This is a genomic window from Donghicola mangrovi (assembly GCF_013377535.1).
Taxonomy (GTDB): Bacteria; Pseudomonadota; Alphaproteobacteria; order Rhodobacterales; family Rhodobacteraceae; genus Donghicola; species Donghicola mangrovi.
In genome coordinates, this window is sequence record NZ_JABCJE010000016.1 from 33,674 (window position 1) to 46,291 (window position 12,618).

Annotated in this window: 16 protein-coding genes; 7 read left to right on the forward strand and 9 right to left on the reverse strand. The window is 55.2% G+C overall.

What is annotated here, in order from left to right; genetic code table 11:
* Positions 1–4: 4 nt before the first annotated feature.
* A complete protein-coding gene (locus HJ536_RS19220) occupies positions 5–508 on the reverse strand; it encodes a heme-degrading domain-containing protein (protein WP_177159031.1) in 504 nt (167 codons plus the stop codon).
* 996 nt (positions 509–1,504) lie between these two features.
* Positions 1,505–2,374, reverse strand: a complete 870-nt coding sequence (locus HJ536_RS19225; protein WP_177159032.1) for a LysR substrate-binding domain-containing protein — start codon at positions 2,372–2,374, stop codon at positions 1,505–1,507.
* Between the two features lie 94 nt (positions 2,375–2,468).
* Here HJ536_RS19225 and HJ536_RS19230 point away from each other — a divergent pair, with 94 nt between their 5' ends.
* The 3 genes from HJ536_RS19230 (at position 2,469) to HJ536_RS19240 (ending at position 5,161) form a co-directional block, all read left to right on the forward strand.
* Entirely contained in the window at positions 2,469–2,876 is a 408-nt protein-coding gene (locus HJ536_RS19230) for a tautomerase family protein (RefSeq protein ID WP_177159033.1), read from the forward strand.
* A gap of 402 nt (positions 2,877–3,278) precedes the next feature.
* A complete protein-coding gene (locus HJ536_RS19235) occupies positions 3,279–3,563 on the forward strand; it encodes a hypothetical protein (protein ID WP_177159034.1) in 285 nt (94 codons plus the stop codon).
* Positions 3,560–5,161 carry a hypothetical protein gene (locus HJ536_RS19240; RefSeq protein ID WP_177159035.1) on the forward strand — a complete coding sequence of 534 codons (1,602 nt, stop codon included), beginning with the start codon at positions 3,560–3,562 and terminating at the stop codon, positions 5,159–5,161. Before HJ536_RS19235 ends, HJ536_RS19240 begins: the two co-directional genes overlap by 4 nt.
* A gap of 197 nt (positions 5,162–5,358) precedes the next feature.
* Here HJ536_RS19240 and HJ536_RS19245 read toward each other — a convergent pair whose 3' ends face one another.
* The 3 genes from HJ536_RS19245 to HJ536_RS19255 all read right to left on the reverse strand — a co-directional run bounded on the left by HJ536_RS19245 (position 5,359) and on the right by HJ536_RS19255 (position 7,489).
* Positions 5,359–5,817, reverse strand: coding sequence for a hypothetical protein (locus HJ536_RS19245; RefSeq protein WP_177159036.1), 459 nt, complete (start codon positions 5,815–5,817; stop codon positions 5,359–5,361).
* Between the two features lie 113 nt (positions 5,818–5,930).
* Positions 5,931–6,587 (reverse strand): transglycosylase domain-containing protein, encoded by a 657-nt coding sequence (locus HJ536_RS19250; RefSeq protein ID WP_177159037.1) that lies wholly within the window; start codon positions 6,585–6,587, stop codon positions 5,931–5,933.
* A gap of 281 nt (positions 6,588–6,868) precedes the next feature.
* Positions 6,869–7,489, reverse strand: coding sequence for a hypothetical protein (locus HJ536_RS19255; protein WP_177159038.1), 621 nt, complete (start codon positions 7,487–7,489; stop codon positions 6,869–6,871).
* A 204-nt stretch (positions 7,490–7,693) separates the two neighbouring features.
* Between HJ536_RS19255 and HJ536_RS19260 the strand changes: the two genes are divergently transcribed.
* A complete protein-coding gene (locus HJ536_RS19260) occupies positions 7,694–8,326 on the forward strand; it encodes a tyrosine-type recombinase/integrase (protein ID WP_177159039.1) in 633 nt (210 codons plus the stop codon).
* A 155-nt stretch (positions 8,327–8,481) separates the two neighbouring features.
* Here HJ536_RS19260 and HJ536_RS21015 read toward each other — a convergent pair whose 3' ends face one another.
* From HJ536_RS21015 to HJ536_RS19270, 4 genes are all read right to left on the reverse strand, one after another.
* Complete coding sequence (locus tag HJ536_RS21015; protein ID WP_228028825.1) at positions 8,482–8,853, reverse strand: alpha/beta fold hydrolase; 372 nt, start codon at positions 8,851–8,853, stop codon at positions 8,482–8,484.
* Between the two features lie 9 nt (positions 8,854–8,862).
* A complete protein-coding gene (locus HJ536_RS21020) occupies positions 8,863–9,249 on the reverse strand; it encodes an alpha/beta fold hydrolase (RefSeq protein ID WP_228028826.1) in 387 nt (128 codons plus the stop codon).
* A gap of 168 nt (positions 9,250–9,417) precedes the next feature.
* Entirely contained in the window at positions 9,418–9,579 is a 162-nt protein-coding gene (locus HJ536_RS21290; protein WP_420811103.1) for a GNAT family N-acetyltransferase, read from the reverse strand.
* Between the two features lie 247 nt (positions 9,580–9,826).
* Positions 9,827–10,432, reverse strand: a complete 606-nt coding sequence (locus tag HJ536_RS19270) for a hypothetical protein (RefSeq protein WP_177159040.1) — start codon at positions 10,430–10,432, stop codon at positions 9,827–9,829.
* A gap of 44 nt (positions 10,433–10,476) precedes the next feature.
* On the opposite strand from HJ536_RS19270, the gene HJ536_RS19275 reads away from it, so the two are divergent.
* The 3 genes from HJ536_RS19275 (at position 10,477) to HJ536_RS19285 (ending at position 12,603) form a co-directional block, all read left to right on the forward strand.
* Positions 10,477–10,944 carry a MarR family winged helix-turn-helix transcriptional regulator gene (locus HJ536_RS19275; protein WP_177159041.1) on the forward strand — a complete coding sequence of 156 codons (468 nt, stop codon included), beginning with the start codon at positions 10,477–10,479 and terminating at the stop codon, positions 10,942–10,944.
* Between the two features lie 171 nt (positions 10,945–11,115).
* The gene (locus tag HJ536_RS19280; protein WP_177159042.1) at positions 11,116–11,613 is read left to right on the forward strand and encodes an AAA family ATPase; all 498 of its coding nucleotides are present in this window, start codon (positions 11,116–11,118) and stop codon (positions 11,611–11,613) included.
* A gap of 357 nt (positions 11,614–11,970) precedes the next feature.
* Positions 11,971–12,603: a hypothetical protein gene (locus tag HJ536_RS19285; protein WP_177159043.1), complete on the forward strand. Its 633-nt coding sequence runs from the start codon at positions 11,971–11,973 to the stop codon at positions 12,601–12,603.
* Positions 12,604–12,618 lie beyond the last annotated feature (15 nt).

Below are 12,618 nucleotides of genomic sequence, written 5' to 3' on the forward strand. Positions count from 1 at the left end.
TCGCTTAGGGCAAGCGTTTCAGCGCCTCGGGCAGGGCGATTCCGGTCAAGCCAAGATGATCTGCCAGAATGGCCGTGGCCATCTCGTGATCTTCGACCGAGGGGAGGCCCGACACACCGATCGCGGCGATAACACCGACACCTTTGACAGTGATCGGAAAGCCGCCGCCGTGGATGACGAAATCGCTGTAGGGCAGGCCCACATCCGGCCACTGCTCGCGCCCTTCGAGCCCGTATTCCAGACCGGCCCGCATGGACGATTTGAAGGTCCGCAGAACAGTGTTGCCCTTTCGGCGGCCCCAATCTTCGTTCTCGGGCGTGGCACCGGCCAGCGTGGTGAAAAAGTAGCGGCGGGCAGCTGACTTGATCTCGATCGAGACGGGGGCAGCTCTGGCCAAAGCGTGTTCGCGCAGAGCACAGCCGAGGGTAAAGGCCAGGTCTTCGTCAAAATATTCCAGCACAAGCCGGCGTTCCTGCTCGGCGATGGCGTCCACTAATTCTTGCGTCATAAAATTCTTTCCTCCCAATGGACCGGCGAGAGCGTTTCGCCCCGTATATTTGTCCGAATTATCAGAGCGTAAGGCACGGTGCGCAGAGGCACCAGAGATCACCACTCGCCTTTGCGGCGATGCGTGTCGTTTGTCTCAATTCGTTTCAAAAACGTTCGAGTGCGCAAAGCACCGAGGTCAGCACGCGGCGACGCCATGAGTAATTTGCACCACGGCGAAGAAGATTGGGGCGAGGGGCATTGCGTTGCTCCTGTCAGGAGCGGAGCGGCTGTGTGACAAGGGTGTGATACGCATGACAAATCTGGGTCACGGTTAAAGCATTTCAGATCAGCATGTTGTGGACGTTTCTGGCTGGGGTGGTAGGATTCGCACCCACAAAACCGGTCTCCGTAACTCACTATGCCGAAAGGAAAAACTTTTGGCCCGTTTCCGCTGTGTTACATGTCTGATGGACATTAAAGTGTGACGGACTCTAATGCAAGTGTTCTTCTTCTGTTCGGTGGGTGGCAATGCAGTTCTGTCAGTCACGTTTCGGGGGAAACGCTGCTCTTCGGCGGACGGCAAGGTTGCGCGGCTCATTGGTGGTATCCACGGTTTCGGGTGCTCCAAGTTCTTGAGTTGCTAAGGGAAAGGCATCCTTCCGAATACGAATGACCTTTCCACCCAATCTCTGATTGAACTCGACCTCGACGAAGCTTCCCAGCCCAAGGCTCTGATGCTGTCGGCGGCAACGGAAATGCAACGTCGCCAGGGACGGTAACTCGCGGCAATCCATCGCCACTATTTGATGGATATGGCCCTGAGCGCTGCGGTGGTGGCGCGGATTGAGCGCATGCTGATCGCTGAATCCCCTCCGGAGTGGTCCCCACAAGAGGATCCTCTGGCCGCGATGGGACAAGCTCTGGAGCATCTCACTCGGGATCTACGGCCATTTTCTGGCAACGAAACGGGCGCATAAAGATTCCACTGCTGCCGTGCAGCCGTATCGCCAAATAGTTAGTCGCGAAACTCTTGCGTGGCTTCCTTGAGCCAGTTCACGAAATCCCTTGTTTTGGCCTTGTTGGGTCGGGGCGCGTCAACTGCATAAACATATTTGCTATCGACCTTGCCGAACGGCGCGGCCAGCCGGCCACTTGCAATGTCCCCTGAAATCAGATGCCAAGGCGCGATCGCCATACCGAGGCTGTTCAAGGCCGCCTCAATCGTCATGTGATAATGATCGAAAATCCGCGTTGTAGCCGGTTCAAACGCGTCACCTTCTCCGGTCGCGTCGATCCATTCCTGCCAGACCTGCGGGCGCGTGCGTGTCTCCAGCCGCGGCAAGGTGAGCATGTCTTCAACGCGATCCGGGACAAGCGAGGGGGCAACCACCAATGCCAGCTTTTCGTTGAAGAGCGGAACGCAGCTTTTGGGTAGTTCCGCATGGGGCGGCACGACAAGAATTCGGACATCGACAGAGACTTGTTGATGGCGGTTGTCTGTCGCGAGGCGGACGTCGAAGCGGGGGTGAATGGTCGTGAATTCGTGAAGCCGCGGTATCAGCCAGCGCATTGCAAAGGTGCTCAGGCAAGCGACATCCAGAATATCGCCATTCCCACGCCCGATGCTACGCAGGGCGTCCTCGATCTGGTCAAAGGCCGAGGTCAGGGCCAAGCCAAAAACGCGTCCTTCTTCGGTTAGTTTCGGGCGGTTCCGCGCGCCCTCGAACAGCGGCACGCCGACGAAATCCTCAAGATGGCTGACGTGGCGGCTGACCGCGCCATGGGTGACACCCAATTCATCAGCGGCGCGAGAGATCTGACCATGACGCGCAGCGGCTTCAAAAGCACGTAGGGCGGCGACAGGCAGGTTCTTTCTGTTTTTCATGTGAGAAATCCTCACATAGAGTGGGCAACATCGTCAATAAAGAACCAGCTGAATTGCTGCTAAGAGCGCGGGAGAGAAATTGATAAGGTGAGCCATGCCATTTGTTCGAACCGATGTTCCGAAAGGAACGGTCGCAGCCCAAAAGCAAAAGATTGTTCAGGGAATTCATGATGCTTTGGTTGAAGGCATCGGGATGCCTAAAGACGAGCTTTTCAACCGTGTCACAGAGTATGACGCAGAGGAGTTCTTTTACGACAGGGGCTTTAACGGCATCGCACGGTCAGACAATCTGATCGTTGTGGAAATCACGATGCGCCGCGGCAGAAGCGATGCGATGAAGCGCGATCTATATGCTGCGATCACGCGTAACCTTGAAGCAAACGCCGCGGTGTCGCCGAAGGATGTTTTCATTTTCATGCATGAGAATGACTACTCGGACTGGAGTGTCGGGAACGGCGTCTTTGCGATGGCCATTGCTCAGCAGCGCGGTACAGACAGCTAAAACGAGGCTTTCAGAATAGCGGAGCGGACAACAGGAGCTTCGTTCCGCACGGCCTTCTTTTTCCACCGTAACGACGATTGGGGCTGTGGGACGCGGTCACATCATGAAGGTCAGGGATGGCCCTCAACGTGCGAGCTCTGTTCGGTGTATCGGAGCGGCCTGCATTTTACCGAGGATCTTGGCGACTGACATCAAGTCTCCCCGAGTGACGTCACGATAAGTCGTGCTGCCCGAAAAAAAAAGTCGCGTTGCTTTGCGCGCACTGATTGCGATCTCTGCAAAATAAATGACGTGATTTTCGCAACTGCGGGATACGCTACACCTAATGCTTTGCAAGTGAGGTGTGGTAAGCCCAAAGACGTGACAGAGACAAATTCCCCGACAATCAGGAAGACCATTCGTATGTCCCCTGCGCAGGCGCAGTGGATTGCGCACTGGTCAGGAAAGCTGGGGATCAGTGAAAACAAATACATGCTCGATCGAATTGATGGCTTCCGTCCTGAGCCGAAGGCGAAAGGCCTTTCGGATGAGGTGGTGCATGGGATTGTAAATGTCGTCGGTGAAATCGAAGAGCAGGTCCGAAAGAGAGAAGCCAGCGGTGCTGAGGTGCCAATGGCTGAGCTCCTGCTTCTACAGCGGCTTTGTGAAAGGCTTAACGATCTACTCCTTAGGATACCGCGCTCATGATGTGTGGTTGGAAGGACGGTTGGGAAAATGATCCGCAAGCCCGCGGTATGATGAGCTACTTTCTGTCCCCAACGCATCGTAAGCAGGTTGGTGAAATCTATCAGGAGACGCGGCGCGATCCGGTGCCAGAGTTGCTGATCGGCGATCCCGATCAGATGGCAGCGTTTCTTCGACATCAGCGTGTGAACAAAAAGTTCAGCGTTCTGGTTCTGACCTTCGAGAAGGATGACGTGAACACCACGGATTTCAATCTCGGGGTAGGGGGAGCGAGAGAGGCGATCGGGCGGGTTCTGTCGATGGTCCTCGCGGTTTCCTACGCTGGTGTTCCGGAGCGGTCACGGCCACCGGTGTTGATCGGCACTCACACCCACACAGGTCGGCTTGAATTGAATTGCATTCTGCCGCGCTCTGTACTGGCCGGACATGGGCGCTGGATGGGCTTCAATCCCAAGCCGCCTCGGAAACTTTTCGGGGATCTATGGGACGATGTGGTGCGATGTGTGAATGCCCGTTTTGGCTGGGCCGACCCGTTTGATCCTGCAAGGGCGCAACTGGTCAAGTTGCCTAACTGGCGCCAAAAGCAGCGTGCAGAGGCGAAGCGCACGGGTGTTCATCTCGAGGAAGACCTTGGTGAGCGGATCGCGCGGCGAGCACAAATTCTGGCAACCACTTCATCATTCAGCGGCAGAGATGAATTGCTAAATGCGATGTCTGGGTGGCTCAGGAAAGAGGGTATCGTCGTTGCCGGAAAATCCTCAAAGACAGTAGCATTCCGTCTACGTGTCGATCACAGATCTGTTCCGGTAAAACTGGGTGGGATCCTGTTCGCGCGATTGCCTTATCCTGATTTTGGCGAGGCTGCTTCACCACCGGACATGCCCAAGCTGGCCAAGTCGGTGAACAGCAACGCCGCTGACGTGATTTCTGGAAATATCGACAAATATGGCAAGAATATTTGGCCGGTTCATAGGTTCGATATTGAGGAAATATTCGAAGGGCCGCCATTGCCAATTCCGACGCGCCATGTGTTGGCTGCGCAAGGTAGGTGCTCTAAAAATTCTATATATAACAAGGCGTTTGTGGCGAGGAGGCTAGAGGCCCTTCTTCTGAAATGTGCGCAATGGATTGAAGAAAATCGCTTCATGCACATGCTTGTTGCCGGATTGAATGAGGGGCCATTGCAGGTTCTGGAGGCCTCGAAAAGGGAGTGGAACATTTTCAATGCAAAACACAACAGAAGCGCGGCTGACCCAGCTGCTGGATGCCTGTCAGAGGCTGCCATTCCTGATCGACTCTCTGGAGAAACTTCTGGAGGTGCGCGAGGAGAGCACACTCAACGAACGGCTTCTGGAAATGATCACGACTCTTTCCCAGATTTCGGAGCAGATCGGGCAGGTGCCAAAGATGCTCGAGCCCGTGATGGGGTTGGAGCCGCGGCTGGCCCAACTCGAAGACCAGATGAGCCGGATGATCGGTTTTCAGAAAGACCTGAACGCCTTTCTTTCCAGCGTCCCGAGCGAGGAAGTCGAGGATTGCTGATTAGGCGGTGGTTGCACAGTTCGCCACGTGATATTGCCTCTCATCAGCTGGAAAGGTAGCATAGAATGAGGGGTAAGTTCACTTGGGTTGGTGACGCCCAAGAGGGGCTATTCATCGTTCTTTGATCTGCGCGACCGCGTGGCGCTTCAACTCGTCTGTGAAATTCCCTGTGCCCATCATGGCCTCCTTGCCTCAAAATTAGCGAAGAAGGCGTCCAAAATGCACGGAGCTATTCAGACCACCGCTCTGTTCAGCCTCAGCAGGTCAACTCTACACGTGTCCTTCCAGAGAGTTTATCAAGGGCAGATATCGGAATTCTCGTACCCTGACTGACACCGATTAGGTACAAAAAGGAATCTCCAGTTGCCGCACATCCTGTAACTGCACTGGCGGCAGTTTCGACTTCTCCTAGAGAAAACGATGCTTGGCCAATTGGTGCAACCAAGGCATACGACCAGTCCGGCGACACACCCACTTCATAATTCATACCGGATACAACGTACCCTCTTCTTTGGGCCCAAATTGCATTGTTTCGAGCTAGATTTGCCGCCCTTTGAGATTTCTGTGTATGAAGTTGCGCACTTGTTCCTCTTGATTGATTTGTTGGCCCACATGCACCAACAAGAAAAATGCTAAAGAAAAAAATAATCAAAACTCGCAAGATGACGCCCTCCGTTTGAGGTTTTTTGTAATTATCAATTACATTAAGGTCCACCCATCAATCTCATGCGGAACATTTCTTTACATCTTCGGGTCGCAAAAACGGTCATTCTCATGCTCGTGAGGTCAATTGGACGGTTAGGCCGCCAATGCGACCAAAGATGCCAGTCACCGGCAACCTTCCAGCCAAACGTCGCCGTGATCTAATGGCGCGCAATCACCTTGGAGCATGCGCTCAATGCGCTCCGTCCGATCTACAAGCTTCTCATCGCCCTGCAGCAAATCGAAGGACGCAGGCGCAATCAGCACGGCGACCAGTCGCAAAAACTCTGTATCCGTTACCTCGGACGGCGGGACGCCAAAGACCAAAAAGCTGGCCTCGAAGAACCCGGTCATCCAGCCACTCGGTCCGCGTCCCATTTCAGCGGTATCGAGCCAGAGTGCAAGGATTTGATCTTTTGTCAGGCTCTGCTCCAATCCCAAAGCATAGCCGGTCTGTCGTACTTTGCCGATCCCGGGTTGGAACTGCTTGAAGGCAAGTCGCTTTGCGACAGACTGGGAAATTGTCGTCGCCCCGGCGCCGGCTGTGTTAAAGTCCACGCCACCGTGGTCGAGGAAAGCGGGGTCCTGCACGCGCAAAAGCCAATCGAGGCGTTCCGCTCCCAGGTCAGCACCGCTTCGGCCTTCCGCAATCAGCTTGTTTGCCCTGATGCGAAGATCATCGGAGGCAAGCTTCGCATCGACATAACCCTTTCCGCCATAGGCCGCGAGAGCTGCTACGAGCACTGCAAGCACCACCATGAGAAATTTGAAAACGCGCCCCATGGGGTAACTATACGTCTCGGGCCACGGTAGCCGGAAGCGGAAAACGGGCTCGAACCCGTTATGCGGCAGATGTCTGTATCACCGCGTCTACATATCAGTCCTTTTTGGACATTGACCAACTGGACTGAGCCGCGGCGCTGTCCCCCCTCCCAACCAATGAGACACAATGCAGCCTAGTCCGATATGCCACGAACTGTGACGCTAAACGATGCTCCTGTTCGAATTTTGAATTAAATGGCTTCTTTGACGTTCTCTCAGAGGCGTTTTCACGATCGCCGCGTCTATTCGGGTCTACACGGATGGACTGTCTGCTCGCCGGTTGTCGCGCCGAAATAGGTCCCATCAGGATTGAAGGTGATAAAGTTGATCACCCGACAACCATTCGGGTTCTTGGTCGAAAGAAGAAAGGCGGCATTCACCATCGGCGGGATTGGCGACAGCTTTCTGTCACGGTCATGAGTGCCCTTTCCGATTAACTTAGTCTGTATGATCGAAAAGCGGCGCAACAGAAGTGCCTGTTCTACCTCATCTATAACACGGCTTGCATCAGCAAATTTAACGCTACACACATGCCGTGTGGTGCCGTTGGCAGATGTCCACTCCGTTAGCACAGCATACAGTTCAGATCCCGCGCGGATCCAAGCCTGCTGTTTGTAAGATCGGTGCCACTCTTCATCGCGCGCTAGGACTTCCGTTTCTTCCAGACCTTCGTGATCAAACTCCGAGTTCGTTTCGATCGACAACCGGCAGCGTTCAAAGAGGTTGTCAAAGTCACGCAACAGGCCTTGTGAACTGTCTGCGCTGAAGAAAGTCACGGACAACGCCAAGACTGCAATGACCCAAGATAAAATCGCCACCAACAATGCAACATGGCGCTTTGGGTGAATAAACAATTTCATCATACTTACACTTCCAACACTTCCAACTTTTGCGAGCGGACCCTCAACGACAAATCAGAATGGGTCAAGTCGGGCTCAAACATGGCAAGTCGCAACTCGGGAGGCTCTGGTCTGCCGTGCACTCTCGAAAATCCGGCAATTCTGGTATGATCGGGTATCGGCAAACTGCCGAGGATGTGGCGGGCGTGGTGGAGAGGAGGAACCACTATGCCAGCTACAAATCTACCTGGCATCCGAGCATGCCGTCCTGCTTGGAACAAGGGGCGCATCGTCGGCCAGAAGCGCCCGCTTGCGCCGAAACACGTATGGGCAATCCGGGTTCGACTAGAGATTGCCCAGAAGTTACGCGAACTGGCGCTCTTCAATCTCGCCATAGACAGCAAATTACGGGGCTGCGATCTGGTAAAGCTGAAGGTTGCTGACGTTTACGCAGCCGGACAGGTTAAGCACTGCGCTTCAATCTTCCAGAGCAAAACCCGCAAACCTGTCAGCTTCGAGATCACCGAGGGGACGCGGAAAGCCGTCGCGAGTTGGCTCGAGGAGTCCATGATGATTGGCTCGGAGCATTTGTGGCCGGGCCGCTTTCATGAACGTCTGCATATTTCGACGAGGCAATACGCTCGTCTGGTGCGTGAATGGGTGATCTCAATCGGCTTAGAGCCGAGCGCCTATGGAACCCACTCCATGCGGCGGACCAAGGTGGCACAGATATACCGAAAAACTGGCAACCTCCGCGCGGTCCAGCTTTTGTTGGGCCATACGAAAATGGATAGCACGGTTCGCTACCTCGGCGTCGAACTCGAAGATGCGCTGACCATCGCAGAGGCTGTTGAGATTTGAATAGAGGGCCGCCATGACAACGGAGGCCCTGAGCTGCCGGTCGGGACTGCGCCGATGCAGCAGTGCGGCTTTCCCAAAGCGGTGGTTCAGTGCTTGGTGCGGAAAACCACTGTCCGAAAGTCGCCGATCGCGCACAAAACTGCCGGTCGTAGGGATCAGGCCGTCAAAAACCGTCGTAGGAGATCCGCGAACTCTTTGGGGGCATCAATGTGGACCGAGTGACCGGCTTCGAGCTGGGCGAAGGTCGTGCCGGTGCGCCATTGTGTCATGGTCCGTAACTCGGCCGCATCGCAAATGCGGCTTTCACGCCCCAAGACGACGAGCGCCGCGCACTGGCTTTTCAGCCAGATGGCCCAGTGATCGCCATTGGTCGCCTTTTCCGACATCAGGAACTCCGCAGGTTCGAAATTTAGGGCCCATTCGTCTGCAACGCGATGGATCGAGTTTTGCAGATAGGGCGCAAGGCGAGGCCCGAGGCGCGCCTCGAGGTCTTCACGCAAGCGGTGCGTACCGCCCCAGCCCCCCATATAAGTCGCTTAATCGTCCTGAATAGTCACACCGATGTCTTCGATGACCATTGCGCTTATGCGCTCAGGATGTGCCGCAGCGAGATGATAGGCAACAATTCCTCCGAAAGAGTGGCCAACCACAGGAACCGGCTCTGTGATGGACAGTTGGTCCAGAAGTGCAACCACATCGGACACATAGGCGGGCATACTATGTGGCACGGCGTGGTCGGTCTCTCCGAACCCGCGCTGGTCCAATGCGATCACGCGCCAATCGGGGGCAAGGTCGTCGGCCAACGCAGAAAAATCGGACGCGCCCATCCAGTGCCCGTGTAGCGCAACCAGAGGCCGCCCCGCCCCGCCGGCGTCAAGGAAGGACAGGACGATCCCGTCGTGTTCGAAGCTGTGCCTGTGCATGAACCCGCCTTTTGTTTCTCGACATGTAACCCGTCAGGGCGGAGCGACAAGGGCCACTCGGGGCCAGAACACAGGACCAGAAACGGTCACGCGACTGCGCGGCGTTACGTCCCGAACCCGTCCGATCAAAGCTTCTTTTCAAAGAACAGGTCCGGATATGGGACGTCATTAATTCTCTTGCTCTCGGGCCAGCCCAAGGTTGCGCGCTGCAGGGGCAACCCACATGCGTTTCACCTCTGCGAGCGTCCCTCCGCGGCCCTTGATGACAACGCAGCCCAGCGGAATCTCCGCAAGTCCCGCCACCACAAACCTGCCGTGGGGGTGTTTCATCTGTGACTGGTCAGGTTCAACCGTTGACTAAACTCGGCGGCAAAGGCGGCCATGCAATCCCTGGCGAACTTGGAGGCGTAGTCGACCTCCTTAAATACGACGGCGTCGAGCGATGCCGCGATCAGTTCGCCGGCGTGCTGCCGCGTCAGCGCCGTCTGCTCATCTGGGGGAGGCGCCGATGTTGCCTATCCGGGAAGGACTTCCCGGTCTGTATCGGCCCAGGTCCCTAGTGCCGCACCTTGTCGAGCTATGAACGCCCTTTTGCTATGGCGAGGTTCAATCGAGCAGCTACCCCAGTCAAAATAGCGATGAGCACTGCCAACATTGCCAACGTGAGCAATATGAACTTCGCAGCCGCTGCGGCTGAGTAAATCATCGCAAGAGATGCAGAAATTGCATCAGGGCGTGCGAGCATTCCGAACGACAGCAGATTTTCGAGTACATCGAATGAGGCGCCGCACACACCTAAAATTGCTGCGGCGCGACCCAAATGCCAGCTCCAAACACCGAGTAGGTTGATCTTTCCCCCAAGCCGCGCAGCCAAAGTTCCCAACAGCAACGAGACGGCCATCACCGCTGCGATGAAGCCAAAGTCGAGGAATTGAGTCTGCCAATAGATGTGCAGGGTCCCGGCATCCATCATATGCGCATAGTATGCCTCGATGAGCTTGGCATCGAACGCCAGTTGGCCCGACGCATAGTCAACCGGATAAAGCGATGCTGCATAGCTGGCGTCGAGGCGTCCTTTGATCCAGTGAAAGCCGAGAAATGCCAGAAAGGTTGCCGCCAAGTGTACGAAGAGGGGCATTCGAAGAAGTCGATTAAGCATAAAATTTCCCACTTTGTATTCCATGGAATGCTTTTTACATTCCTCGGAATGCAAATCAAGAGGTTTCGATGCAACACCCGCCGCTTTCCGCACAGTTCGGCCAACAGCTTGGGGTTGTCAGCACCCTGTACCGGTCGTTGATCGAAAGCCTGCTTGTTCCTCACGATGTAACCTGGGCGCAGTTCAGTCTGCTTCTCCATCTTGCTCGGAGGAGCGGCCCGAGCCGAATTTCCGAGATCGCCTCAGCCGTGAACCTGACCCAACCTGCCGTGACCAAAGTGGTCCAAAAATTTTCAGCACAGCAGATGGTTTTCGTCCGGAGCGATCAAAACGACGGGCGCAATAGGCTGGTAGAGATCACAGAGGTAGGGCGCACAAGGCTTGTTGCCATGCAGCAGTCTTTTGGCCCTGCTTTTCACGAGCTACTACTGGATTGGAGCTCTGAGGAGATAGAACGCCTCATTCACGATCTCACGCGCTTGAGCGCAACCCTCGTCACCTTGAATGAGGCGCAGCGGGGCCAGAAAAAGCCCTGAGAACTATTCATCACCTGTTCGTTTGCCAAGCTGCGATTGAACTAAGTCAGCCCTCCAGATCGATCATCGCGGTTCGATTGCTCAAGTCCGATTGATGTCCGGTTGGCGGACTTTGCTGTCGTTCAGCTATGAGCTAGATGAGCACCACGAACAGGCATCACGGGCATAATTGTGGCTACCCTCATTTCATTCGCAGGCTTGCCGGGAACTGGTAAGAGCACAATCTCACGCGCCCTGTCGGTCGCAAAGGGGGCGGTATATCTGCGGATTGATGAGATCGACGCCGCTATCTGGGAAATTGATCCCGACCGGGACATCGGTCCAGAAAGCTACCATATCGCAGCAGCCCTTGCGGCCTCAAACCTTGCTCTGGGGCACACGGCAATTATCGACTGCGTGAACCCTTGGGTGATCACACGCGAGATCTTCACTGCCGCCGCAAAGCGGTCAAAGGTAAGAATTCTTGGCGTTGAAACCATTTGCTCTGATCCGGTGATCCATCGGGCAAGGGTCGAAGAACGCACGATGGATGTGCCCGGCCTCGAAAAACCCGACTGGCAAAAGGTGCTATCCCGCGACTACACGCCATGGGCTACGGCAGATGTGAAGCTGGACACGGCCAAACTGAATGTTGCTGAAGCCGTAGCCGAGATTGAGCGCCATCTCTAAGGCGGCTTTGGGCTCGAAGCGGTCTTATGCTGAGACGCGACGGGTCGTGCGCTTGGCACGCAGCAGTGGCCGTCGTTCCCGGCCCGTTGCTGCCGTTCAGTCTCTGGCCGCTACGCGGCAACGCAGCTACGCTGTCCGGACATTCAAGGTTTAACGTAGCTCAGGCTGATGAGGCGCCAGGTGGGCGGTGGGCAAAAGATGCTGCTGCGGCCCCGACGCTTCCAGAAAACAGATCTTCCGCGGCAGCAATTCGAATGGCTTCTCCTCTTCGGTTTGTGCGGTAGTTTGGTGAAGTAGTTCACATCAAGGAAGATAGCCCTGTACGCTTCGGAAGCCTTCAAACCACGGATGGCACTAATGACCCGTGCCATTGAAGCGGGAGATTCCCCCTTTCAAGGGATGGTCCCCGCCGTACTAGATCAGATATTCGAGGAACTTTCGGCGAGTATCGACAGAAGCCCCGAGACGCTTCGCGAACTTTACTTCCTGACATCGCACGGTCACTTCACGCGGTCGCTTGAAGAGATGAACAAAATTCTATTTCAACTTGGTCCGTTCCAAAGGGAGATTGTCTCTCGTTTGCGAGGTGGTCCTGAAAGTTTCAAGCAACCCTATTGTCCAAACAGGCAAATGCTTTTTGACGCCGTTCAGTCAGCACTTGTTACGAACCCCCGAATAAAGCTACTCGAACATCTGGCGCCCGGAAACGCGGTGTTTTTCAGGTTCGGTCCGGCGAGTGGCAGCTCGATCGAAGTGTGTCTGAATACCCGGCTCAATCCCTTGGGGACATATTCGCAGGATGTATTGAGGGACTCACAAACGGGGACACGTCTGAACTGTATGTTGCGGCCGCTCTTCGGTGACTTCCGAGATTCGTCTTACCATTGTCCCGATGATGTCCAGCGTTGGACCGTGGATATCCTTCGCTATGCCAGTGCAGTATTTGAATGGTGGGAAACCGACCAGAACGAAAATCCCAGTGTGCCATAACGGAATCTTGGCTAT

Excerpts from the sequence above, each read along its gene's own strand:
- HJ536_RS19220 (WP_177159031.1), bottom strand. The coding sequence starts at position 508 with ATGACGCAAGAATTAGTGGACGCCATCGCCGAGCAGGAACGCCGGCTT.
- HJ536_RS19250 (WP_177159037.1), bottom strand. The coding sequence starts at position 6,587 with ATGGGGCGCGTTTTCAAATTTCTCATGGTGGTGCTTGCAGTGCTCGTA.
- HJ536_RS19270 (WP_177159040.1), bottom strand. The coding sequence starts at position 10,432 with ATGGAATACAAAGTGGGAAATTTTATGCTTAATCGACTTCTTCGAATG.
- HJ536_RS19240 (WP_177159035.1), top strand. The coding sequence starts at position 3,560 with ATGATGTGTGGTTGGAAGGACGGTTGGGAAAATGATCCGCAAGCCCGC.
- HJ536_RS19275 (WP_177159041.1), top strand. The coding sequence starts at position 10,477 with ATGCAACACCCGCCGCTTTCCGCACAGTTCGGCCAACAGCTTGGGGTT.
- HJ536_RS19235 (WP_177159034.1), top strand. The coding sequence starts at position 3,279 with ATGTCCCCTGCGCAGGCGCAGTGGATTGCGCACTGGTCAGGAAAGCTG.
- HJ536_RS19225 (WP_177159032.1), bottom strand. The coding sequence starts at position 2,374 with ATGAAAAACAGAAAGAACCTGCCTGTCGCCGCCCTACGTGCTTTTGAA.
- HJ536_RS19260 (WP_177159039.1), top strand. The coding sequence starts at position 7,694 with ATGCCAGCTACAAATCTACCTGGCATCCGAGCATGCCGTCCTGCTTGG.
- HJ536_RS21015 (WP_228028825.1), bottom strand. The coding sequence starts at position 8,853 with ATGGGGGGCTGGGGCGGTACGCACCGCTTGCGTGAAGACCTCGAGGCG.
- HJ536_RS21290 (WP_420811103.1), bottom strand. The coding sequence starts at position 9,579 with ATGAAACACCCCCACGGCAGGTTTGTGGTGGCGGGACTTGCGGAGATT.
- HJ536_RS19285 (WP_177159043.1), top strand. The coding sequence starts at position 11,971 with ATGACCCGTGCCATTGAAGCGGGAGATTCCCCCTTTCAAGGGATGGTC.
- HJ536_RS19255 (WP_177159038.1), bottom strand. The coding sequence starts at position 7,489 with ATGATGAAATTGTTTATTCACCCAAAGCGCCATGTTGCATTGTTGGTG.
- HJ536_RS19230 (WP_177159033.1), top strand. The coding sequence starts at position 2,469 with ATGCCATTTGTTCGAACCGATGTTCCGAAAGGAACGGTCGCAGCCCAA.
- HJ536_RS21020 (WP_228028826.1), bottom strand. The coding sequence starts at position 9,249 with ATGCACAGGCACAGCTTCGAACACGACGGGATCGTCCTGTCCTTCCTT.